This window comes from Stenotrophomonas sp. YJH_SMC_10 (genome assembly GCF_059371555.1).
The window spans coordinates 66,111-88,180 of record NZ_JCAFUS010000011.1 but is presented as its reverse complement, the minus strand read 5'-3'; the positions used below and the strand labels follow the sequence as shown (position 1 = coordinate 88,180).

The following is a 22,070-nucleotide window of genomic DNA, read 5'->3' as shown; positions in this document are numbered from 1 at the left end:
AGCGGCCGGCGCTACCGGATTACCGGGGCGCCGATCGCGCGCAGGCAGAAGCTGCAGATCGCATCCACCAGCGCATCCTCGTCGCGGTGCGCTTCGCGGCTGGGTGCGGTGGGGCCGACCATCGCCTCGGTGAAGGCACCGACCAGGCAGGCGGCGGCCACATGCGCGTCCTGCGCCGGCAGTTCGCCGGCCGCCACGCCTTCTTCGACCAGCCGCAGGAACACGTCGCCAAACGCGCGGCGGCCGCGCATGCGCTCGGCTTCCACGTCCGGATCGACCGGTTCGACGATGAAAGCATGCGCCAGCCCCGGCCCGGCCAGGGCGCGGCGGACGAAGGCGGTGATCGCCAGCCGCAGGCGCTCGCTGGCCGCCTCCGGGCCACTGGCGATGCGCTCCATGATCGCGACCTCGTGGGCCACGGCGGCGTTGAGGACCTCCACGAACAGCTCGGCCTTGGACGGGAAGTGGCGGTAGATCAGGCCGGTGGACACCCCCGCCTGGGTCGCCACGGCGGTCACCGGGGCGTTGCGCCAGCCGCCGGTCGCGACCAGTTCGCGGGTGGCCAGCAGGATCCGTTCACGGGCGCCCGCCAGGCGTTCTTCCATCAATGCAGAGCGTTTATAGGCCATGTTCTGATTCTAGTTTCAATTTTTGAATTCGTATTCACTTCTTGTCCGAACCCCGCTACGCTGGGGCCATCGCCCGTGCGGGTGGCGGTCCTGCCGACCGCCGCCCGCTCCCCCGCCGGGTGCGTCCATTTCCTGCCATCCCGCCGTGGAGCCACCACAATGCACGTGCCATCCCTGAACTTCGATCTTGGCGAAGACATCGACCTGCTGCGCCAGAGCGTGGCCCATTTTGCCGCCGCCGAGGTCGCACCGCTGGCCGCCGAGGCCGATGCCAGCAACCAGTTCCCGCTGGCCCTGTGGCCGAAGCTGGGCGAGCAGGGCCTGCTCGGCCTCACCGTGGAAGAAGCATACGGCGGTACCGGCATGGGCTACCTGGCCCACGTGGTGGCGATGGAAGAAATCTCGCGCGCCTCCGGTGGCATCGGCCTGTCCTATGGCGCGCACTCCAACCTGTGCGTGAACCAGCTGCGCAAGAACGGCAATGAGGAACAGAAGCAGCGCTTCCTGCCCGGCCTGTGCGATGGCAGCCTGGTCGGTGCGCTGGCGATGAGCGAGCCGGGGGCCGGCTCGGACGTGGTGTCGATGAAGCTGCGCGCCGACAAGCGCGGCGACCGCTACGTGCTCAACGGCAACAAGATGTGGATCACCAACGGCCCGGATGCCGACGTGCTGGTGGTCTATGCCAAGACCGACATGGACGCCGGCGCCAAGGGCATCACCGCGTTCCTGGTCGAGAAGGGCATGAAGGGCTTCTCCACCGCGCAGAAGCTGGACAAGCTGGGCATGCGTTCTTCGCCTACCTGCGAGCTGGTGTTCCAGGACTGCGAGATTCCCGAAGAGAACGTGCTGGGCCAGGTCGGCGGTGGCGTGCGCGTGCTGATGTCCGGCCTGGACTACGAGCGCGTGGTGCTGTCCGGTGGCCCGCTGGGGCTGATGGCCGCGGCCATGGACGTGGTGATGCCCTACGTGCACGAACGCCACCAGTTCGGCGAACCGATCGGCAGCTTCCAGCTGATCCAGGCCAAGATCGCCGACATGTACGTGGGCCTGGGCGCCTGCCGCGCCTACGTCTATGCCGTGGCGCGCGCCTGCGACCAGGGCCGCACGACCCGCCAGGACGCCGCCGGTGCCATCCTGTACGCCGCCGAGAAGGCCACCTGGCTGACCGGCCAGGCGATCCAGATCCTCGGTGGCAACGGCTACATCAATGAATACCCGACCGGCCGCTTGTGGCGCGACGCCAAGCTGTATGAAATCGGCGCCGGCACCTCGGAGATCCGCCGCATGCTGATCGGCCGCGAACTGTTCCAGCGCACCCTGTAAGGCCACCGCGATGACCGTCCTGACCAGCCAGCTGCAACCGGGCAGCGAAACGTTTGAAAGCAACCGCGCGGCCATGCAGGCCGTGGTCGACGACCTGCATGCCACCCTCGCCCGCACCGCGCTGGGTGGCAGTGAGGCGGCGCGCGCCAAGCACACCGCACGCGGCAAGCTGCTGGTGCGTGAGCGCATCGACGCCCTGCTCGACCCCGGCAGCGCCTTCCTGGAAATCGCGCCGCTGGCCGCGCACGGCATGTATGAAGACGCCGTGCCCGCCGCGGGCGTGGTGGCCGGCATCGGCCGGGTGAGCGGCGTGGAATGCGTGATCGTGGCCAACGACGCCACGGTCAAGGGCGGCACCTACTACCCGATGACGGTGAAGAAGCACCTGCGCGCGCAGGAGATCGCCGAGCAGAACCACCTGCCCTGCATCTACCTGGTCGATTCCGGCGGCGCGTTCCTGCCGCTGCAGGACGAAGTCTTCCCCGACCGCGATCATTTCGGCCGCATCTTCTACAACCAGGCCAACCTGTCGGCGCAGGGCATTCCGCAGATCGCCTGCGTGATGGGCAGCTGCACCGCCGGTGGCGCCTATGTGCCGGCGATGAGCGACGAGACCGTGATCGTGCGCGAACAGGGCACGATCTTCCTCGGCGGCCCGCCGCTGGTGAAGGCGGCCACCGGTGAAGTGGTGACGGCCGAGGAACTGGGGGGCGCCGACGTGCACACCCGCATCTCCGGCGTGGCCGACCACATGGCCGACAACGATCTGCAGGCGCTGGCACGGGTGCGCGCGATCATCGCCCAGCTCAACTGGCGCAAGCCGGAACCGGCGATGGCGGTGCAGGCCCCTGAAGCGCCGTTGCTGCCGGCCCATGAACTGTATGGCGTGATCCCGGCCGATACGCGCAAGCCCTACGACGTGCGCGAGGTGATAGCGCGGCTGGTGGATGGCTCGCGCTTCGACGAGTTCAAGCCGCGCTACGGCGCAACGCTGGTGACCGGTTTCGCCCATCTGAACGGCTACCCGATCGGCATCATCGCCAACAACGGCATCCTGTTCTCCGAGTCGGCCCTGAAGGGCGCGCACTTCATCGAGCTGTGCACCCAGCGCAACATCCCGCTGGTGTTCCTGCAGAACATCACCGGCTTCATGGTCGGCCGCAAGTACGAACAGGGCGGCATCGCCAAGGACGGCGCCAAGCTGGTGATGGCGGTGGCCTGTGCCAAGGTGCCCAAGTTCACCGTGGTCATCGGCGGCTCGTTCGGTGCCGGCAACTACGGCATGTGCGGCCGTGCGTACTCGCCCAACTTCCTGTGGATGTGGCCGAACGCGCGCATCGGCGTGATGGGCGGCGAGCAGGCCGCCAGTGTGCTGGCCACGGTCAAGCGCGATGGCATCGAAGCCAAGGGCAGCCAGTGGCCGGCGGCGGAAGAGGATGCCTTCAAGGCACCGATCCGCGACCAGTTCGAACAGCAGGGCCACCCGTACTACGCCAGCGCGCGCCTGTGGGACGACGGCGTGATCGATCCGGCCGACACCCGCCAGGTGCTGGCGCTGGCGCTGTCGGCCAGCCTCAACGCCGCCCCGCAGCAGACGCGCTTCGGCGTGTTCCGCATGTGACCCGTGCCATGACCGAGCACGCTCCTATGAAGCACGTTGCCATGTTCAGCAAAGTCCTGATCGCCAACCGCGGCGAAATCGCCTGCCGCGTCATCGCCACCTGCCGCCGCCTCGGCATCGCCACCGTGGCGGTGTACTCCGATGCCGACCGCAACGCACGCCATGTGCGCCTGGCCGACGAAGCCGTCCACATCGGCCCGGCCGCCGCACGCGAGAGCTACCTGCGTGGCGATGCCCTGCTTGACGCCGCGCGCGCTACCGGCGCAGAGGCCATCCACCCCGGTTACGGCTTCCTGTCGGAGAACGCCGACTTCGCCGATGCCTGCGCCGCCGCCGGCATCACCTTCATCGGGCCACCGCCCAGCGCGATCCGTGCGATGGGTGACAAGAGCGCGGCCAAGGCGCTGATGGCCAAGGCCGGTGTGCCGCTGACGCCGGGTTACCACGGTGACCAGCAGGCGCCGGACTTCCTGCGCGCACAGGCCGATGGCATCGGTTACCCGGTGCTGATCAAGGCCAGCGCCGGTGGCGGTGGCAAGGGCATGCGCAAGGTCGAGCGCAGCGAGGACTTCGTCGATGCGCTGGCCAGCTGCCAGCGCGAGGCAGCCTCGGCGTTCGGCAACGACCACGTGCTGGTCGAGAAGTACGTCGAACGGCCGCGCCATATCGAGATCCAGGTGTTCGGCGACAGCCACGGTGAAGCGGTCTACCTGTTCGAGCGCGATTGCTCGGTGCAGCGCCGCCACCAGAAAGTCCTGGAAGAGGCTCCCGCCCCAGGCATGAGTGCCGAGCGCCGCGCCGCGATGGGCCAGGCCGCGGTCGATGCCGCGCGCGCGGTGGGCTACGTCGGTGCCGGCACGGTGGAGTTCATCGCCGGTCCGGACGGCGATTTCTATTTCATGGAAATGAACACCCGCCTGCAGGTCGAGCACCCGGTCACCGAATACATCACCGGCACCGACCTCGTGGAGTGGCAGCTGCGCGTGGCTTCGGGCCAGCCGCTGCCGCTGCGCCAGGACCAGCTGGCCATCCATGGCCACGCGATCGAAGCGCGGCTGTACGCCGAAGATGCCGATCGTGGCTTCCTGCCGTCCACCGGCACCCTGCGCCGCCTGCGCCTGCCGGCAGCGTCGGCCCACGTGCGCGTCGATACCGGCGTGGAGGAAGGCGACAGCATCACCCCGTACTACGATCCGATGATCGCCAAGCTGATCGTCTGGGACGTGGACCGCGACGCCGCGCTGCGCCGCATGAGCCAGGCACTGGCCGACTGCCAGGTGGTGGGCGTGACCACCAACGCTGGTTTCCTGCGCCGCCTGGTGAATACCGGTTCGTTCGCGCAGGCCAGGCTGGATACCGCGCTGATCGAACGCGAACAGGCGGCATTGAGTGCCGTCGGCGATGCGGGTGCGGACCTGTGGCTGCTGGCCGCCGTGGCCGCAGTGGCAAGCACGGCACCCGCCAGCACCGACGCGCGTGATCCGCATTCGCCGTGGCAGTCACAGGATGGCTGGCGCCTGGGCGCGTGCGCGCCGCGCGTGCTGCCGCTGCAGCAGGGCGAGCGCCGGCACACGCTGAAGGTGTGGGCGCAGGCCGATGGCTGGCGCGTGCAGTGCGATGACGCAGCACCGGTGGGGGTGATCGGCACGGCCGATGTGCGCGGGCTGGCGGTGCAGCTGGGCGGGCGCCGCTGGACACTGCAGCTGCTGCGTGACGGCGACCAGCTGTACCTGTTTGGTGCCGATGGCCAGCATCGCTTCACCCTGCACGATCCGGTCAGTGAATCGGACCATGCCGTGGCCGACGCCGGCAGCCTGCTGGCCCCGATGCCGGGCAAGATCGTGGCCACGCTGGTCGCTGCCGGTACCGAGGTCAAGCGCGGTACGCCGCTGGTGGTGCTGGAGGCAATGAAGATGGAGCACACCCTGCAGGCACCGGCCGATGGCACGGTGAAGGGTTACCGTGCCAAGGCCGGCGACCAGGTCGGCGACGGCGCGGTGCTGGTGGACTTCGAGGCGGCCTGATCGCCGGGGCGGCGGCCGCTCAGGGGCCGTCGCCCGCCACCACCCGCCCGGCCGGATCGAATTCGGCCGTGTCCAGCGTGGCGCTGCGCCACCCCAGGCCACAGATGGCCATCGCGCTCTGGCCGATGCCATCGAAGCCGAAGGCACGATCGACATCGGCATCGTTGATCGCCGCTGTCACGAACGCTGCCAGCCCGCGCTCGGTGGCGCACAGGTACAGCAACTGCGAAATGTGGCCCACGTCCAGCGTCACCGCACGGTGCGCCTTGGCATGGTTGCGGTACTTCCAGAAGCAGCGGTCATAGCGCGGCGCCAGCACCAGCAGCGCCGGCGCATCGGCGAACCACGCCTGCCCGGACAGCATCCGCCGTGCCATCGCAGGCAACGCCTGCGGCGGCGGCGACGGCAGCGGCAGCACGGCGTGCTGCACCGGATGATAGTGGTACAGGCCCGGTGCCAGTCCTTCCACGTTCTGCACCAGCAGGAAGCCCTCAGTGGGATGCAGGCCGCCACCGGAAGGCACGTTCTTCTTCAGGAACTCGGTATCACGCTCGACCTTCTGCACCGCGTGGGCCATCAGCGTGCGCTGCAGCACCTGGGCCAGCAGCGGCAGTGGCAGCGCGCGCTGCGGGTCGAAGTTGCGGCAGGTCGCGCGGCGCGCCAGCAGGGCGTCGAACGCCGCCTCTTCGCTGCGCGGCAGTGGCTGGTAGTCGCCCTGCATCGGCTGCACCACCGGCGGCGGCGGCCCGAGACGCTGGCGCAGGCCGGCGGCGGTGTCCAGGCCCTGCCGGCGCATGTCGTCCACGCTGTCCACGGCCTGCCAGCGCGCGTGGCGATGGGCCAGCGCGGCCAACGGCCACCACTGGCTGCGCCGCAGCGCTTCGTCGCGCATCTGGTGCCCCACCTCGCTCGGTGGGTCGGTCAGCAGCAGGCCCTGTTCGACCAGGCGGGCCAGCATGGCCGGGGACGCATCGGCCGGCGGTTCGCTCCAGCGGTGCGCGCTGAGCTCGCCCAGCAGCTGGCGCTCCTCGGCATCGACCGGCAGCGGCTGGTCCAGATGGGCGGCCAGCGCCACCCAGCTGATCTGGCTGTCCATCTCGGCATGGCCGGCCAGCATCGCGCGCAGGTCCAGGGTGACCGCCTCGCGCGGCTCGAACATCAGGCTGGCGCAGCGGCGCAGGCGCATCGGTTTCCTTCCTTGTGCCGCACAGCCGGCATAGCAGCAACGACCGCAGCGCGGCCAACTTTAGCGATGTGCACCGCCCGGCCCTCAATGGCAGGCTGTCGCGGCCGATACGAGTAGCTCCACCTACGGACGTTCCCCATGAGCACCCATCCCCGCCTCTCCGCCGCGGACGCCAGCACCCTGCTGGACCATCTGATCGGCAATGACGACTTCCGCCGCCACTTCACTGCTGCGCCGGGCGAGGCGCTGGCCTCGATCGGCCTGGATGCGGCCGTCGGTGAAAGCGACTGCATGAAGATCGACACCCTGGCCCCGGTCGAGGAGCTGCGCCGGGTGCGCGATGCACTGCAGGCCCATCTGTCCGGTTCGGTGGCAGCCATGACGGTGGTGTTCTGCTTCGAAGCGGGCAGGGTCGGCGAACGCATCGACGGTTGAGCCGCCATCAGGGTGCGCCCGTCGCGGCCGGCGTCGCCCAGGTCGAGACGTCATGCACGTTCAGCGGTTGCCATACCTGCAGCGCGGTGACCTCGGCAATCGCCCGGCCACGGTGCTGGGCCAGCCAGGCCTGCTGCCGGCGCACGGCCGCGTCGTCGCCCTGCGCACGCAACGCGAGCAGCAGCACCACGTGGGCCTGCACCGGCTCGTTGCCGTCGAGCATCGGCTCGATCAGGGTGCGGGCGGCATCCGGTCGCTGCATCTCCAGCTGATCCTCCGCGCTGACGATGCGCAGCCAGCGTTCCGCGACTGGACTACGCAGGCTGCTCAGCAGCGGCCGCTGCTCGTCCAGCCAGCGCCTGGCCAGATCGAACTGGCCCTGGCGCTGGGCCAGGTGCACCAGCGCCAGCCATTGCAGGCCACGCGCATGCAGCATGGGATCATCGCGCTCCTGCAGCATCGGCTGCAGCAGTGCGGCGGTGGCCTGCAGTCCGGTCCGGTCCGCCGTGCCGCACAGCGCCGATACGCTGGCGTGCTGCAGTCGCTGCTGCACCTGGAAGTCGGCCAGCGTCGGCGCCGGTGCGTCTTCGCGTACCGCCTGCTGCATGGCCGCGCAATCGCGCTGCGCGGCCGCCAGCAGCAGTTGCGCGCGCAGCTTCATGCGCTGCTGCAGGGCATCGGCGGCACGGATCTGCGGCAGCAGTTGCGCGGCCTTGGCGTACTGGCCCTGCGCGACCAGCACGTCCACGCCGGTCTCATCGGCATCATCACGGCCGCGCAGGACCTGTGCCTGGGCCAGCGTCTCGGCCGCCAGCTGCGGCTGGTTGGCGGCGATCTGTATCCGCACCAGGTGGACCAGCGGATACAGGCGCAGCGGATCCTGCGGCACCGCGGCCGCACGCGCATAGGGTTCGGCCTCGCTGAACTGGTTGGCCTGCAACAGGTACCAGGACGTGTTGGACAGCCCGGCGAACGAATCCGGATAGACCTTGGCCAGCGTGCGCCAGTGCTCCAGTGGCCAGCCACCGGGCTCCAGCTCGGCCATCCAGGCCTTCAGGTACAGCCGCTCGCGTGGCGGCAGTCGATCCTGCAGGTCCAGCGCGTGCTGCATGGCTTCGCGCGCGCGCCGCCCTTCCTCGACGCGCGCATGCAGCTTGGCCACGCCCATGTAGGCCAGGGCAAAACCGGGATCGATGTCGATCGCGGCCTGGTAGAGGTTGCGTGCCTCTTCGAAGCGACGCTGGCCCAGCGCGCTTTCGGCCAGCGCGAACGCACGCAGCGCGCGCAGGTCCTGGGTCGAAGCGCGCGGCAGCGGCAGCGATTGCTCGAGGCTGGCCACCGACTCACCCAGTCCGCGACGCAGGCGACCGACCACGTCGTCCACCGCGAACACCATCTGGTCGGATCGATCGGCGGTGGCGGTGAAGGTCTGGATCACCTGGCCACTGCCCGGCGCGGCAACATCGATGGCCAGCTCGTAGCCACCGATCTTCTGCCGCACGGTCGGCAGCAGCACCGCACGCGCGCCCTCACGCACCGCCACATCGACCGCGGTATCGCGGTTGAGCCGGGTATCGCCCGAGAGCCGCGCCATTTCCAGGCTTTCGCGGATCTTGCCTTCCGACAGCACGTTCACGTAGCGCGACTGCTCCAGCGCGATCCGGATCGCGTGCCGCATCGAGTCATCGAAGATCGGATCGCCGGTGAGGTTGTCGACATCGCCAAGCACCACCCAGTCACGTTCGGCGAAGGCAATGGCCGGCTCCGACCGCAGCAGCAGCCAGCCGCCGAGCACGGCCGCGGCCAGGATCAGGCCTTCGGCGGCCATCACCAGCGGTTGCCGCCACAGCGGCAGGTCGCGGCGCGCCTTGGCGTTGGCGCGCGGCATGCGCAGCGGCGCCGAGCCGATCTCGCCCACTTCGATCACTTCCTGCACCACCGGCACGCCCTTGAAGCGCCAGCGCCCGTGCGACTTCCACAGCAGGCGCGCGCCACGCTCACCCAGTGCATCGGTGGCGCGGCGGGTGAGCGATTCGGCGACCGCCGACAGCAGGATCTGGCCGGGGCGGGCCAGCGTCATCAGGCGCGCGGCCATCGGCTTGGCCAGGCCTTCCACTTCCATCGACTTGGCACCGGCGCGAACCGCTTCGGCGCTGTTCTCCCAGGTCAGCACGTCGCCCACGTGCAGGCCGGCGCGCGCGCGCAGTTCAATCGCGCGCTGCTGGCCCAGCGCGTGCAGTTCGCGCTGGTAGTCCAGGGCGAAGCCCAGTGCGTCGACGGCGCGCTCGAACAGCATGAACAAGCCATCGGAGCGATCGATCAGCTGGCCGTTCCAGCGCTGCTGCAGTACCAGTACCAGGCGGTCGTGTTCCTGGAACAGTCTTGCCGCCGCCACATCGCCGATCCGCTCGACCAGCTGCAGCGAATCACACAGGTCGGTGAACAGCAGGGCGCGTAGCTGGGGGCTATGCGGGGCTGACGTTCCGTTGTCGCCATTCATCGCCTGCCTCTCCCTATTGGCCGTCCGGATCATCCGCCCAGCGCAGGCAGTTGCCGCCATCGCGCTTGGCCTGGTACAGCGCACGATCCGCGCAGGCATACCACTCGCTCCAGCCTGCCTCCGGCGCCAGCAGGCAGGCACCGATGCTGACCAGGCTCACATGCGGCGTGCCATGGCTGCGCTCGAGCAGGCCATGCACCGCACTGATGATGAACTCGGCCGCGTGCTGCACGATCTCGCGGTTGCCGCGGCGCAGGATCAGGCAGAACTCATCGCCGCCGAGCCGGCATGCCAGGTCCTGCTCGCCGGCCATCGAGCGCAGGATGTTGCCCATGCTCTGCAGCACGCGGTCGCCGGCCTGGTGGCCATGGCGGTCGTTGATCTGCTTGAAGCGGTCACAGTCGATCAGCAGCAGTGCCTGCGGTGGCCCGTCGGCATGCACGCGGCATTCCTGCAGGTACAGGGTGAGGCCGCGGCGGTTGTGCAGGCCGGTCAGCTCATCGGTTCGCACCAGCTCACGGGTGTGGGTCAGCTGGTGGGTGGTGATGTACAGGTTGTCCAGCGCGGTTTCCAGGTCGTGGTTGCGGCGGCGCAGCTGGCTGATCAGGGCCTGTTCGTTGGTCAGCACGCGCATGATCGTGCGACGCAGGAAGTACGCCACCAGCCCGGGATCGGATTCGACCAAGCGGTGGAAGTCGGCCGGCCCCAGCTCCAGCACATCGCAGTCGACCAGCGCACGCGCGCTGGCGCTGCGCAGGTGATCGCCGACCAGCAGGCCCAGTTCTCCGAAGAACTCGTGCCGCCCGAGCGTCTTGATCACCAGGTCCTCGCCGAAGTCCAGTTCGATCTGGCCGTCGAGGATCACATACATGCGCTCGCCGCGGTGGCCACGCTGGAACAGCCACTGTCCGGCATGAAGCTTGCATGGGCGGGCGAATCTGGCAAACAATGCCACCTCGGCATCGGACAACAGCGCGTGCACGATCTCGGCCATCGCCACGCGGGCGATACCTGTCGTCATATCACTGTTCTCGGCCGCACCCCTGCCGGTCATTCCCTGCACCCGCCGCCAGCGTCCCCTGGTGAGCCGCGGAGCATAGCACCGCTTTAAAGTGTGCGTCCTATCTCATTTTGAGCCTTCCGCCCCGCTTCCCGGATGTGAAGATCGGCGGTGGCCCGTTCTGGTCACCGGTGTCCGGGCAAAACCCTTGCCGGATCAATCCGATGCCGGGTTTCACAGGGTTTCGGCCAAGTTGCCGGGGCCGGGGTGCGCCTGATTGACGCTGCCCGCTGGCCGCCTGCTTGCATCGATACAACAACGCCGGCAGGTCCCCCGACCGGCCGGCGTTGTCTGGCCCTTCCCTGGCCACCCTGATCACCCGGTGCCCGGTAGTGCCGGCCGCTGGCCGGCAGCTGCATGGGCTTCGGAAACATCGATGGGTTGCCGGCCAGCGGCCGGCACTACCGGATCACGCGGCGCGTTCGCTGCGCCCGCCATGGAACTGCTCTTCCTCGGTGGAGCCGGTCAGCGCGGTGGTCGACGACTGGCCCTGCTGGATCGCCTGGGTCACCGCGTCGAAGTAGCCGGTACCGACCTCGCGCTGGTGCTTGACCGCAGTGAAGCCACGCTCGGCCGCTTCGAACTCGGCTTCCTGCAACTCGACGAACGCGCTCATCTGGCGGCGTGCGTAGCCGTGGGCCAGATTGAACATGCCGTAGTTCAACGCATGGAACCCGGCCAGGGTGATGAACTGGAACTTGTAGCCGTAGCTGCCCAGTTCGCGCTGGAACTTCGCAATGGTGGCGTCGTCCAGGTTCTTCTTCCAGTTGAAGCTGGGCGAGCAGTTGTAGGCCAGCAGCTTGCCCGGGAACTTCGCGTGGATCGCCTCGGCGAACCTGCGTGCGAACTCCAGGTCCGGCTTGCCGGTCTCGCACCACACCAGGTCGGCGTAGGGCGCATAGGCCAGGCCGCGGCTGATCGCCTGGTCCAGGCCGTTGCGGGTCTTGTAGAAGCCTTCGACGGTGCGCTCACCGGTGGTGAACGGCCTGTCGTTGCCGTCGATGTCGCTGGTCAGCAGATCCGCCGCTTCGGCATCGGTGCGCGCCACCAGCAGGGTCGGCACACCCAGCACATCGGCGGCCAGCCGCGCGGCATTGAGCTTCTCGATCGCCTCGCGGGTCGGCACCAGCACCTTGCCGCCCATGTGGCCGCACTTCTTCACCGAGGCCAGCTGGTCCTCGAAGTGCACGCCGGCAGCACCGGCCTCGATCATCGCCTTCATCAGTTCGAAGGCGTTGAGCACGCCGCCGAAGCCAGCCTCGGCATCGGCCACGATCGGCTGCAGGAAATCGATCTCGTCCTTGCCTTCGGCGTGGTGCAGCTGGTCGGCGCGCAGCAGCGTGTTGTTGATGCGCTTGACCACCGCCGGCACCGAATCGGCCGGGTACAGCGACTGGTCCGGATACATCTGGCCGGCCAGGTTGGCGTCGGCCGCCACCTGCCAACCGGACAGGTAGATCGCCTTCAGCCCGGCCTTGACCTGCTGCATGGCCTGGTTGCCGGTCAACGCACCCAGCGCGTTGACGAACTCGCGCTCGTGCAGCGACGCCCACAGCTTCTCCGCACCCAGGCGGGCCAGCGAATGCTCGATGTGGACGGTGCCGCGCAGGCGCACAACGTCGGCGGCGCTGTAGTTGCGCTGGATGCCTTCCCAGCGCGGGTTGGTGTCCCAGTCGTGCTGGATCTGTTCGGCAGTGGGCAGCGTGCTCATGTCTTTCTCCAGTTCGGTTCGTGCGTACAGCGGGGAGGGAAACGGCGGGAGGGCGGGCAGTCGGTCAATCGATGCGCGCGTAGGCCGGCAGGGTCAGGAAATCGGTCAGTTCGTCACTGCGGCTCAGTTCGCCGAGCAGGGCGATGGCCTCGCCGATGCGCGCGCCGCCGGGCAGCGCGGTGGTGTCGCCCAGCCGCGCCGGCAGCTGCGCCAGGGTGGCATCCAGCAGGGCCAGGTCGATCGCGGTGCCATCGTCCAGCTGCTGGCCCGGCGTATGCAGCCACTGCCACAGCTGGCTGCGGCTGATCTCGGCGGTGGCCGCGTCCTCCATCAGGTGGTGGATCGGCACGCAGCCGTTGCCATCCAGCCACGCTGCCAGGTAGCGCACGCAGACTTCCACGTTGCCTTCGAAGCCGGCGCGGGTGATCGTGCCCGGCGGCCGCGCGATCAGTTCGTCGCGGCCGACGCGCACATCCTGGCGCAGCACGCCGTGCTGGTTCGGGCCGGGCATGTGCTCGTCGAAGATCGCCATCGCCACCGGGATCAGCGCCGGGTGCGCGACCCAGGTACCGTCATGGCCGGCGCTGACTTCGCGCAGCTTGTCGGCGCGCACGCGGGCCATCGCCTGTTCGTTGGCGGCAGCATCGTTGTTGATCGGAATCTGCGCGGCCATGCCGCCCATCGCATGCGCACCGCGGCGGTGGCAGGTCTGGATCAGCAGTTCCGAATACGCCTTCAGGAACGGCTGGGTCATGGTCACCTGGCCGCGTTCGGGCAGCACGCGGTCGGCGTGGCGGCGGAAGGTCTTCAGGTACGAGAAGATATAGTCCCAGCGCCCGCAGTTAAGGCCGACGATGCGGTCACGCAGCGCGTGCAGGATCTCGTCCATCTCGAACACCGCCGGCAGCGTTTCGATCAGCACGGTCACCTTGATCTGGCCATGCGGCAGGCCCAGCATGCCCTCGATGTGCGACAGCGCGGTCTCCCACAGCGCCGCCTCTTCCATGCTCTGCAGCTTGGGCAGGTAGAAGTACGGGCCACGGTCCTTCGCCTGCAGGGTGCGGGCGTTGTGGAAGGCGAACACCGCCGCGTCGAACAGGCCACCGGCGAGGAACTGGCCGTCGATGCGCACGTGCTTTTCGTCCAGGTGCCAGCCACGCGGGCGCACGATCAGCACCGCCTGTTCGTCGTACGGGCGCAGCGTGTAGTGCTTGCCATTGGGGGCGGTGTACTGCAGATCGCCGCGCACCGCCGCAGCCAGCGACTGCTGGCCGGCCAACAGGTTGCGCCAGGTCGGCGAGGTCGAATCCTCGAAGTCGGCCATGAACACCTTGGCGCCGGAGTTCAGCGCGTTGATGACCATCTTCGGGTCGGTCGGCCCGGTGATCTCGACGCGGCGGTCCTGCAACGCGGCCGGCAGCGGCGCCACGCGCCAGTCGCCGCTGCGGATCGCGGCGGTGTCCTCGCGGAAGTCCGGCAGGCCGCCCTGGTCGAAGAACGCCTGGCGTTCACGGCGGGCCTGCAGCCGTGCCTGCCGGCCCGGTTCCACCGCACGGTGCAGCGACACCAGCAGGGCCAGCAGCGGCGCCGGCAGCAGGGTGTCCTGGCCGGCCACGCGCGTCGCCAGAGCGATACCGGGGGTGGCCTTCGCGGCGGGGGTGGGAACAGCGGAAGCGACGGCGGACATGGGGCGACTCCAGCGGTGGGGGAACGACTCCACGGTGCCGCCGGGCCTGAGTATTTGGCAAAACAGTTTTTGCAATGTTCTACATAAGTTGTGCTAATACTCGTGACACGATGAGCACACGCACCCCGCCAAGTCCGCGTTTTTCCTACAAATCGGATCGGCTGAAGCCGTTGCGCGCGTTCTGCCAGACCGTGCGCCTGGGTTCGGTCTCACGGGCGGCTGAGGCGCTGTTCGTCAGCCAGCCGGCCATCAGCCTGCAGTTGCAGGCCCTGGAACGGGAGCTGGGGGTGCCATTGTTCGAGCGCAGCGGGCGGCGCCTGGTGCCCAGCCGCGAGGGCCAGCTGCTGTACGAAATGGCGCAGCCGCTGGTGGAGAACCTGGACGGGCTGGAGGCCCGCTTCCGCGACAAGGTGCGCGGCCTGGATGCGGGCGAGCTGAACATCGCCGCCAACAGTTCGACGATCCTGTACCTGCTGCCGAAGATCGTCGAGCGCTTCCGCCTGCACCACCCGGACGTGCGCCTGACCCTGCACAACGCGATCAGCGCCGATGGCACCGACCTGCTGCGCGAGGATGCCGCCGACCTGGCAATCGGTTCGATGACCGATGTACCGGCCGACCTGACCTACGCCCCGGCCTACCGCTTCGAGCAGGTCCTGATCGCACCGCACGACCATCCTCTGGCTGCCGGTGGCGAGCTGGAGCTGGCTGACATCGCGCGCTATCCGCTGGTGCTGCCGCCGAAGCGGCAGATCACCTACCGCCTGGTCGACCAGGTGTTCCAGCGCCACCGCATCGCCTACACGGTGGCGCTGGAGGTGGGCGGCTGGGAGGTGATCAAGCAGTACGTGGCGATGGGCATGGGGATTTCGATCGTGCCCGCGCTGTGCCTGCACGAGGCCGATCGCGAGCGGCTGGCGGCGCGATCGATGAAGCGCTGGTTCCCCGAGCGCAGCTACGGGGTGATCGTGCGCCGTGGCAAGGCACTGTCGGCGCAGGCGCGGGCGTTCATCGAGCTGATCCAGCCGGAGTTGTTCAGTCCGCGCGATTACGACCAGAGCGGGCATTCGGAGCGGTGAGGGATGTTCGGCAGGGCTGCGCCCTGCACCCGCAGAGGCCGAAGCAACAGCAACGGCGACAGCGGGAATTCCGTGGGATGGCGGGGTGGGTCCGGTTACGGGGGACGCCGTAAATCCGTCCATGGAGGCTCGGTCGCGCCATCCATGGCGCTCACGCCCCCGCAACCGGACCCACCCCGCCTTCGACAGTTTTCTGCGAACTGTGGGCGGGGACGGATCCCGTTGCGGCGCAACGGGCTCTGACCCCGCCTCTGATTCATTTCCGGCTGACGATGAATAAACTGGACCCATGTCCATCGAACTCCGTCACCTGCGCTACTTCCTCGCTGTCGCCGATACGCTGCACTTCGGCCAGGCGGCGGAGCGGCTGGGCATGTCGCAGCCACCGCTCAGCCAGCAGATCCGCCAGCTGGAGGAACTGATCGGGGCGCGCCTGTTCGTGCGCAGCCATCGCCGCGTGCAGCTGACGCCTGCTGGGGAGCTGCTGCAGGAGCGCGCGCGCGCGATCGTGCAGCAGGTGGAAACCGCAGTGGACGAGGTGCAGCGTGCGCAGCGCGGCGAGCAGGGTGAACTGCATATCGGCCTGACCCGCGCTACGCCGCTGTCGCCGCAGATTCCGCGTTCGATCCTGCGCTACCGCCAGCAGTACCCGCAGGTGCGGCTGCAGCTGAGCGAGATGAACACCCTGCAGCAGATCGATGCGCTGCTGGAGGGCCGCCTGGACGTGGGCATCATCCGCAAGCGCGCATTGCCGCCGGAGCTGGTGGCGCACAGCCTGTTCGTCGATCCGCTGGCGCTGATCGTGCATGCCGACCACCCTGCCCTGCGCAGGCTGTCGAAGCAGGGCACGGTGTCGTTGCGCGACTTCGCACAGGAGCCGTTCGTGGCATTTCGCCGCAGTGCGGGCGCGGGCATCCATGACCACATGATCGCGTTGTGCGCGGCGGCGGGTTTCACGCCGCGCATCGTGCAGGAAGCCGGCGAGGCGTCGACATTGATCAGTCTGGCCGCCGCCGGGCTGGGCGCGGCGATCCTGCCATCGTCCTGCGACCACATCCGGGTGGAAGGCGCACGCTTCGTCGCGCTGGCCGACGCCGGCGCGCATTCGGAGGTACAGCTGGCGTGGCATCGCGAGCGCGTCACGCCGCTGATCCGCAACTTCGCCGGGCTGCTGCGCGGGGCGTTCGCCGGTAGAGTCGACTGTTAGTCGACTATCGGGCGCAGCGCGGGGGTTTTCGCGGTCTGATGGAAGAGCAGTCGACTAACAGTCGACTCTACCTCGGCAAATCCGCCACACCGTGGTTGCCGGCCAACGGCCGGCACGACCGTACGCGGTGGGTCACGCGGTGACCGGCTGCGGGGCGCGCTGCTGCAGCGCCCAGACGATGCCACCCCCGATCAGGGTCAGCACGGCAGCGAACGCGCACACGCCCAGCCAGTCCCAGGCCGCGTAGGCCAGGCCACCCACCCCGCCCAGCACGCTGGAGCCCAGGTAGTAGGCGAACAGGTACAGCGCTGAGGCCTCTGCGCGCATCGTACCGGCGCGGCTGCCAACCCAGCTGCTGGCCACCGAGTGGCCGCCGAAGAAGCCGAAGGTCACCAGCGCGATGCCCAGGGCCATCGTGCTCAGCCACGGCATCGCCAGCAGCGCGATGCCGGCGCCGATCAGCGCGAACGAGATCGACAGGATGCGGCCGCGCCCGTACCGCGTGGCCTGCTGGCCCATCCACGCCGAACTGAAGGTGCCCACCAGGTACACGCTGAAGATCAGGCCGACCACGGTCTGGCTGAGGTGGTACGGCGGCGCCAGCAGGTGGTAGCCCAGGTAGTTGTAGAGGGTGACGAACACGCCCATCAGCACGAACGAGGTGGCGAACAGCCACGGCAGGCCCGGGTCGGCGAACAGCAGGCGCCAGCGCGACGGCAACTGGCGCAGGCCATCGCGGCGGGGATGGAAATGGCGCGACGGCGGCAGCTGCAGCCACAGCAGCACGGTGCTGGCCACGGCGATGATCGAGACCACGCCGATGCCCCAGCGCCAGCCCCAGTGATCGGCGATGATGCCGGCCAGCAGGCGCCCGCTCATGCCACCGATGGCGTTGCCGCCGATGTACAGGCCCATCGCCAGGCCCAGCGCGCGGCTGTCCATTTCCTCGACGAGGTAAGTCATCGCCACCGCCGGCACGCCACTCAGTGCCAGGCCGAGCAGGGTGCGCAGCACCAGCAGCGTGGTCCAGTCATCCACCAGCGCCGTGCTCAGCGACAGCATGGCCGAGGCCAGCAGCGCGACGATCATCAACGGGCGGCGGCCGACCGCGTCGGACAGCAGGCCGGCCAACAGCATTGCCACGGCCAGCGTGCCGGTGGTCAGCGACAGCGACATCGCGCTGCCGGCGGCCGACACGCCGAAGTGGCGGCTGAACTCGGGCAGCAGCGGCTGCACGGTATACAGCAGGCCGAAGGTGGAAAAGCCGGCCAGGAACAGTGCCAGCGCGGTGCGGCGGAAGGCCGGCGTACCCTGCTGGATGCGGGTCTCTGCGCTGGAGTCGACAGTGGGGGGGCGGCGTTCGACGGCCGCCGCGGTTTCGCCAGTCATGGGATCGATGGGCCGGTGGGGGGACGGCCGGGCATGGGAGGGAACGGGCCTCAGACTAGGCCCGTCGATCCAGTCGATCCATAACCTGATAGATCAGGATTGATATATAGAAAGTATCAATTCAGCTTACAGGCGTTGCCACTCGAAACCGTCACCGCGGCGGTAGTACACCGCCACCGCGCGGCCGTAGATCTTGTCGGCGTCGACGAATCCGAAGAAGCGGCCGTCGAAGCTGTTGCCACGGTGGTCACCCAGCACCAGCACCTTGCCCGCCGGCACCACCAGGTCGGCGATGTCCGGACCGCCCCCCATGTCCAGATCGAGGCGGGCTCGGCGCTCGCCGAAGGCTTCCACGTCCTGCAGGTCGGCAATCTGCAGCGGCTGGCCGTTGATGCTCAGATGGCCCTCGCGCATCTGCACATGGTCACCGGCCACCGCCGCCACGCGCTTGATCAGCCGGGTGCCGTCGGCAGGTGAATCGAACACCGCCACTTCACCGCGCTGCGGAACGCCGGTGGACATCAGTTCCTTGCCGGTGAACGGCAGGCGCAGGCCATAGGCACGCATGTCCACCACCACCCGGTCGCCGGGCTGCAGGGTTGGCTGCATCGAGCCACTGGGCACCACGTAGTGGTTGGCCAGGGTATCGCGGGCCGCGGCGAGCAGGCCGAGCATCACCAGCAGCGGCAATGCTTCCTTCTTCAGCCAGAGCAGCGCGCGTTCGGGAAGGGAAGGACGGGCAACAGCATCCATGACAGGCTCCGGGTAAGGGAAGCTGCATCAGACCCCATCCGGGCGGGAGAGGTTCCCGTGCCGCCCTGCGAGCCTGGGCCCGGCGCTACGAAAGGGGTTACGCAGGTTTTACGCGCCGGCCCGGCTGCGGGCATCGCACCTTTACGGGCACCACGCGCATCGTGTGCCCACCGCGCCACAGGGCGCATTCCGCAAGGTGTTGTATGACCCTCCTGGTGATCCGCCACGCCTCTTCGTCGGCACCGCGTCCCCAACTGCCGGCACAGCTGGCCGGCCATCGCGTGCTGTGCAGCGACTGCGCCAGCCTGTCCGAAGTGCGCCAGTGCCTGTGCCAGCCGCAGGCGCGTTCGGCCGACTGGGTGCTGCTGGATGTCGGCGTGGCCGACGACGCGCAATGGCAGGCCGAGGGCGGCGCGTTGCAGGCGGCGCTGGAGCGGCTGCCGGCGCAGTACATCGAACTGCAGTCGCCCAGCGAGCCCGGCCTGGACGCGCGCCTGCGCCTGCAGCACGGTCCGGCCGCCGTGGTGGTCGACCAGCGCAGCCAGCAGGCCGGGTACCCGTTGTCGCTGGCCATCGTCGGCCGTCGCCTGGCACAGGAGGGCTGAGCCATGTCGATCTTCATCATCCGCGGCCCGGAAGCGGCCGGCGCACTGATCCGTACCGCGATGCCACTGCCGGCGCAGGTACTGAAGTCGCTGGTGCATCGCGCGATCGACGCCGGAACCAGCGTGGCGATCCGCGCCTGCGGGTCGGAACAGGAACTGCTCGATGCGCTGCGCGTGGCCGATCACAGCCGCGGCGAAGTGACGCTGCTCGACCCGGGCGCATGCGCCAACAGCCTGCGCCTGCAACGCCTGCTGCCCTACCTGCACAATGCCTACGTGGAGGTCCACGACGACGGCGCGGTGGCCGAGCCCTGCCTGCCGGCCGGTGTCGGCCAGCGCCTGGGCATCGCCGCCGGCTATGGCGCGCAGAGCTACGTGCTGGCGCTGGATATCGCGCTGGATCACCTGGGGTTGGCCGAACAGGCCAACCGGGTGCACGTGGGAACGTGATGGCCGGGCAGTGCCCGGTACCCGGTAGTGCCGGCCGCTGGCCGGCAACCTCGACGGCAACGGCTGGCATTCCGTGGGATGACGCGATCTGCAGTGGATGCACGCCCTGCGTGGATGAGCGGCACACTGCGGAATCTGTCGATGGCATCCACGCAACGAAAAACGGCGGGGTTTCCCCCGCCGTTATTTCTTTCGTACTTCAGGTCACGCTTACTTCAGCCCGCGGAACTTCAGCAGCGGTTCCACCGACGGATCCTTGCCGCGGAAATCGCGGTACAGGGTCGACAGCTCCACGCTGTTGCCGCGCGAGAGGATCTTGTCGCGGAACTCCTGGCCGTTGGCCGCCGTCAGCCCACCGTGCTCGGTGAACCACTGGTAGGCGTCATGGTCGAGCACTTCGGCCCAGAAGTAGGCGTAGTAACCGGCCGAGTAACCACCACCCCAGATGTGGTCGAAGTAGGTGGTGCGGTAACGCGGCGGCACCTGCGGCAGGTCGACCTTGAACTTCTTCAGCGCGCTGGCTTCAAAGGCGCCGACATCCTGCAGCGGCGCATCGGCCTTCTGGGTGTGCCAGGCCAGGTCCAGCAGCGCGGCCGACAGGTACTCGGTGGTCGCATAGCCCTGGTTGAAGCTGCGCGCCTTGAGGATCTTGTCGACCAGTTCCTGCGGCATCGCCTCGCCGGTCTTGTAGTGCTTGGCGTAGTTGGCGAACACCTTCGGGTCCAGCGCCCAGTGCTCGTTGAACTGCGACGGGAACTCGACGAAGTCGCGCGAGGTGGCGGTGCCGGCGATCGACGGGTACTTCACGTTCGAGAACATGCCGTGCAGCGCATGGCCGAACTCATGGAACATGGTGGTGACGTCGTCGAAGCTGATCAGCGCAGGCTGGCCGGCGGCCGGCTTGGTGAAGTTGCAGACGTTGTAGACCACCGGCTTGGCACCGGTCAGGCCGTCCTGTTCGACGAACACGTCCATCCAGGCGCCGCCGGACTTGCTGTCACGCTTGAAGTAGTCGGTGTAGAACAGGGCCAGCGAGGTACCGTCCTTGTCGAACACTTCGTACACCTTCATGTCCGGGTTGTAGGTCGGAATGTCGGTGCGCGGCTTGAAGGTGATGCCGTACAGCTGGGTGGCGGCGTAGAAGACGCCGTTCTGCAGCACGTTGTCCAGTTCGAAGTACGGCTTGATCTGCGACTCGTCCAGATCGTACTTGGCCTTGCGCACCTGCTCGGCATAGAAGTCCCAGTCCGATGCGGCGACCTGGAATCCGCCCTTCTGCGCGTCGATGACCTTCTGGATCTCACCGGCTTCGGCGCGCGCCTTGGCGGTGGCGGCCGGCACGGTGTCGGTCAGCAGCTTGAGCGCGGCAGCCGGGGTCTTGGCCATCTGGTCGCCCAGCTGGTAGTCGGCGAAGGTGTCGAAGCCGAGCAGCTTGGCCTTCTGCGCACGCAGCTGGGCCAGGCGCTGCACGGTCTGCCGGGTGTCGTTGGCATCACCGCGCTCGGCGCGGGTCTCCGAGGCCTTCAGCACGGCGGCGCGCTGGTCGCGATCGCTCAGCGAGCCGAGCACCGGCTGCTGGGTGGTGTTCTGCAGCGGCAGCAGGAACTTGCCGTCCAGCTTGCGTTCCTTGGCGGCGGCCGCGGCGTTGTTGATCGCATCCTCGTCCAGGCCGGCCAGCTTGGCCTTGTCGTCGACGACGACGGCCGCAGCGGCGGTGGCGGCCACCAGGCGGGTATGGAACTGGGTGGAGAGGGTGGTCTCTTCCACGTTGAGCTTGCGCAGGGTCGCCTTGTCAGCGTCGGACAGCTGCGCACCGGCGCGCACCAAGCCATCGTAGTAGTGCTCGACCAGGCGCTTCTGCACCGGGTCCAGCTCCAGCGTGTCACGCTGGTCGTACAGCGACTTCACGCGCGCGAACAGCTTCGGGTCGAGGTTGATCTCGTCCTGGTGCGCGGCCAGCTTCGGCGCCACTTCTTCCTGGATCTTCTGGCGCGCATCGTTGGTGTCGGCCTGGACCAGGCCGAAGAAGATGCGCGACACGCGGGTCAGGGTCTCGCCGCTGCGCTCCATCGCCACGATGGTGTTGTCGAAGGTGGCCGGCTCGCTGCTGTCGGCGATCTTGCGCACGTCGGCCAGGTGCTGGCGCATGCCCTCTTCGAACGCCGGCAGGTAGTCGCTGTCCTTGATCTTGTCGAACGGCGGGGCCTGGAACGGCAGCGTGCTGGCACTCAGCAGCGGATTGGTGGAGGCTTCGGCCGGCTGCTGGGCCGGGGTCTTCTGGGCATCGGACACGGGGGTGGACTCCTTGCCGGAACAGGCCGCCAGCGCCAGGCTGATGGCGGCGGCCAGGACTACGGTACGCGACATGTAAAACGCTCCTTGGGCAGACGGTATGGATACCAGCCCTCCAC

General features: G+C 68.4%; 17 protein-coding genes. 8 read left to right on the top strand and 9 right to left on the bottom strand.

Annotated features, from left to right (window positions below; all coding sequences use genetic code 11):
- Positions 1-11: 11 nt before the first annotated feature.
- A complete protein-coding gene (locus tag AC5P9C_RS14875; RefSeq protein ID WP_049467968.1) occupies positions 12-629 on the bottom strand; it encodes a TetR/AcrR family transcriptional regulator in 618 nt (205 codons plus the stop codon).
- Positions 630-788: 159 nt separating this feature from the next.
- Between AC5P9C_RS14875 and AC5P9C_RS14870 the strand changes: the two genes are divergently transcribed.
- The 3 genes from AC5P9C_RS14870 to AC5P9C_RS14860 are packed head-to-tail and all read left to right on the top strand — an operon-like array spanning position 789 to position 5,597.
- Positions 789-1,952, top strand: coding sequence for an isovaleryl-CoA dehydrogenase (locus AC5P9C_RS14870; protein WP_053461863.1), 1,164 nt, complete (start codon positions 789-791; stop codon positions 1,950-1,952).
- 10 nt (positions 1,953-1,962) lie between these two features.
- Positions 1,963-3,573: a carboxyl transferase domain-containing protein gene (locus AC5P9C_RS14865; RefSeq protein ID WP_343540803.1), complete on the top strand. Its 1,611-nt coding sequence runs from the start codon at positions 1,963-1,965 to the stop codon at positions 3,571-3,573.
- A gap of 8 nt (positions 3,574-3,581) precedes the next feature.
- The gene (locus AC5P9C_RS14860; protein WP_414615190.1) at positions 3,582-5,597 is read left to right on the top strand and encodes an acetyl-CoA carboxylase biotin carboxylase subunit; all 2,016 of its coding nucleotides are present in this window, start codon (positions 3,582-3,584) and stop codon (positions 5,595-5,597) included.
- Positions 5,598-5,616: 19 nt separating this feature from the next.
- On the opposite strand, the gene AC5P9C_RS14855 is transcribed toward AC5P9C_RS14860, so the two are convergent.
- The gene (locus AC5P9C_RS14855) at positions 5,617-6,783 is read right to left on the bottom strand and encodes a putative peptide maturation dehydrogenase (RefSeq protein WP_074726522.1); all 1,167 of its coding nucleotides are present in this window, start codon (positions 6,781-6,783) and stop codon (positions 5,617-5,619) included.
- A 138-nt stretch (positions 6,784-6,921) separates the two neighbouring features.
- Between AC5P9C_RS14855 and AC5P9C_RS14850 the strand changes: the two genes are divergently transcribed.
- Entirely contained in the window at positions 6,922-7,218 is a 297-nt protein-coding gene (locus tag AC5P9C_RS14850; RefSeq protein WP_049467976.1) for an NHLP-related RiPP peptide, read from the top strand.
- A gap of 7 nt (positions 7,219-7,225) precedes the next feature.
- On the opposite strand, the gene AC5P9C_RS14845 is transcribed toward AC5P9C_RS14850, so the two are convergent.
- From AC5P9C_RS14845 to aceB, 4 genes are all read right to left on the bottom strand, one after another.
- Positions 7,226-9,718, bottom strand: coding sequence for a putative peptide modification system cyclase (locus AC5P9C_RS14845; RefSeq protein WP_414615189.1), 2,493 nt, complete (start codon positions 9,716-9,718; stop codon positions 7,226-7,228).
- A gap of 13 nt (positions 9,719-9,731) precedes the next feature.
- Entirely contained in the window at positions 9,732-10,772 is a 1,041-nt protein-coding gene (locus AC5P9C_RS14840; protein ID WP_049467980.1) for a GGDEF domain-containing protein, read from the bottom strand.
- Between the two features lie 415 nt (positions 10,773-11,187).
- Positions 11,188-12,489, bottom strand: coding sequence for an isocitrate lyase (gene aceA / locus AC5P9C_RS14835; protein WP_049467982.1), 1,302 nt, complete (start codon positions 12,487-12,489; stop codon positions 11,188-11,190).
- A 64-nt stretch (positions 12,490-12,553) separates the two neighbouring features.
- Positions 12,554-14,176: a malate synthase A gene (gene aceB / locus AC5P9C_RS14830; RefSeq protein WP_103283190.1), complete on the bottom strand. Its 1,623-nt coding sequence runs from the start codon at positions 14,174-14,176 to the stop codon at positions 12,554-12,556.
- Between the two features lie 110 nt (positions 14,177-14,286).
- Here aceB and AC5P9C_RS14825 point away from each other — a divergent pair, with 110 nt between their 5' ends.
- Both AC5P9C_RS14825 and AC5P9C_RS14820 read left to right on the top strand, forming a co-directional pair.
- Positions 14,287-15,255, top strand: a complete 969-nt coding sequence (locus AC5P9C_RS14825; RefSeq protein ID WP_053461858.1) for a LysR family transcriptional regulator — start codon at positions 14,287-14,289, stop codon at positions 15,253-15,255.
- A gap of 289 nt (positions 15,256-15,544) precedes the next feature.
- The gene (locus tag AC5P9C_RS14820; RefSeq protein ID WP_049466732.1) at positions 15,545-16,462 is read left to right on the top strand and encodes a LysR family transcriptional regulator; all 918 of its coding nucleotides are present in this window, start codon (positions 15,545-15,547) and stop codon (positions 16,460-16,462) included.
- Positions 16,463-16,594: 132 nt separating this feature from the next.
- Here AC5P9C_RS14820 and AC5P9C_RS14815 read toward each other — a convergent pair whose 3' ends face one another.
- Positions 16,595-17,851 (bottom strand): MFS transporter, encoded by a 1,257-nt coding sequence (locus tag AC5P9C_RS14815; protein ID WP_414615188.1) that lies wholly within the window; start codon positions 17,849-17,851, stop codon positions 16,595-16,597.
- A gap of 126 nt (positions 17,852-17,977) precedes the next feature.
- Positions 17,978-18,604, bottom strand: a complete 627-nt coding sequence (gene lepB / locus AC5P9C_RS14810) for a signal peptidase I (RefSeq protein ID WP_343542941.1) — start codon at positions 18,602-18,604, stop codon at positions 17,978-17,980.
- 203 nt (positions 18,605-18,807) lie between these two features.
- Between lepB and AC5P9C_RS14805 the strand changes: the two genes are divergently transcribed.
- The gene (locus tag AC5P9C_RS14805) at positions 18,808-19,209 is read left to right on the top strand and encodes a hypothetical protein (RefSeq protein ID WP_053461854.1); all 402 of its coding nucleotides are present in this window, start codon (positions 18,808-18,810) and stop codon (positions 19,207-19,209) included.
- A gap of 3 nt (positions 19,210-19,212) precedes the next feature.
- Complete coding sequence (locus AC5P9C_RS14800; protein WP_343542939.1) at positions 19,213-19,659, top strand: 3-dehydroquinate dehydratase; 447 nt, start codon at positions 19,213-19,215, stop codon at positions 19,657-19,659.
- A 210-nt stretch (positions 19,660-19,869) separates the two neighbouring features.
- Here AC5P9C_RS14800 and dcp read toward each other — a convergent pair whose 3' ends face one another.
- Positions 19,870-22,026, bottom strand: a complete 2,157-nt coding sequence (gene dcp / locus AC5P9C_RS14795) for a peptidyl-dipeptidase Dcp (RefSeq protein ID WP_057493986.1) — start codon at positions 22,024-22,026, stop codon at positions 19,870-19,872.
- Between the last annotated feature and the right edge of the window lie 44 nt (positions 22,027-22,070).

Coding starts and splice junctions, on each gene's coding strand:
- AC5P9C_RS14875 (WP_049467968.1), bottom strand. CDS start 629: ATGGCCTATAAACGCTCTGCATTGATGGAAGAACGCCTGGCGGGCGCC.
- AC5P9C_RS14870 (WP_053461863.1), top strand. CDS start 789: ATGCACGTGCCATCCCTGAACTTCGATCTTGGCGAAGACATCGACCTG.
- AC5P9C_RS14865 (WP_343540803.1), top strand. CDS start 1,963: ATGACCGTCCTGACCAGCCAGCTGCAACCGGGCAGCGAAACGTTTGAA.
- AC5P9C_RS14860 (WP_414615190.1), top strand. CDS start 3,582: ATGACCGAGCACGCTCCTATGAAGCACGTTGCCATGTTCAGCAAAGTC.
- AC5P9C_RS14855 (WP_074726522.1), bottom strand. CDS start 6,783: ATGCGCCTGCGCCGCTGCGCCAGCCTGATGTTCGAGCCGCGCGAGGCG.
- AC5P9C_RS14850 (WP_049467976.1), top strand. CDS start 6,922: ATGAGCACCCATCCCCGCCTCTCCGCCGCGGACGCCAGCACCCTGCTG.
- AC5P9C_RS14845 (WP_414615189.1), bottom strand. CDS start 9,718: ATGAATGGCGACAACGGAACGTCAGCCCCGCATAGCCCCCAGCTACGC.
- AC5P9C_RS14840 (WP_049467980.1), bottom strand. CDS start 10,772: ATGACCGGCAGGGGTGCGGCCGAGAACAGTGATATGACGACAGGTATC.
- aceA (WP_049467982.1), bottom strand. CDS start 12,489: ATGAGCACGCTGCCCACTGCCGAACAGATCCAGCACGACTGGGACACC.
- aceB (WP_103283190.1), bottom strand. CDS start 14,176: ATGTCCGCCGTCGCTTCCGCTGTTCCCACCCCCGCCGCGAAGGCCACC.
- AC5P9C_RS14825 (WP_053461858.1), top strand. CDS start 14,287: ATGAGCACACGCACCCCGCCAAGTCCGCGTTTTTCCTACAAATCGGAT.
- AC5P9C_RS14820 (WP_049466732.1), top strand. CDS start 15,545: ATGTCCATCGAACTCCGTCACCTGCGCTACTTCCTCGCTGTCGCCGAT.
- AC5P9C_RS14815 (WP_414615188.1), bottom strand. CDS start 17,851: ATGACTGGCGAAACCGCGGCGGCCGTCGAACGCCGCCCCCCCACTGTC.
- lepB (WP_343542941.1), bottom strand. CDS start 18,604: ATGGATGCTGTTGCCCGTCCTTCCCTTCCCGAACGCGCGCTGCTCTGG.
- AC5P9C_RS14805 (WP_053461854.1), top strand. CDS start 18,808: ATGACCCTCCTGGTGATCCGCCACGCCTCTTCGTCGGCACCGCGTCCC.
- AC5P9C_RS14800 (WP_343542939.1), top strand. CDS start 19,213: ATGTCGATCTTCATCATCCGCGGCCCGGAAGCGGCCGGCGCACTGATC.
- dcp (WP_057493986.1), bottom strand. CDS start 22,026: ATGTCGCGTACCGTAGTCCTGGCCGCCGCCATCAGCCTGGCGCTGGCG.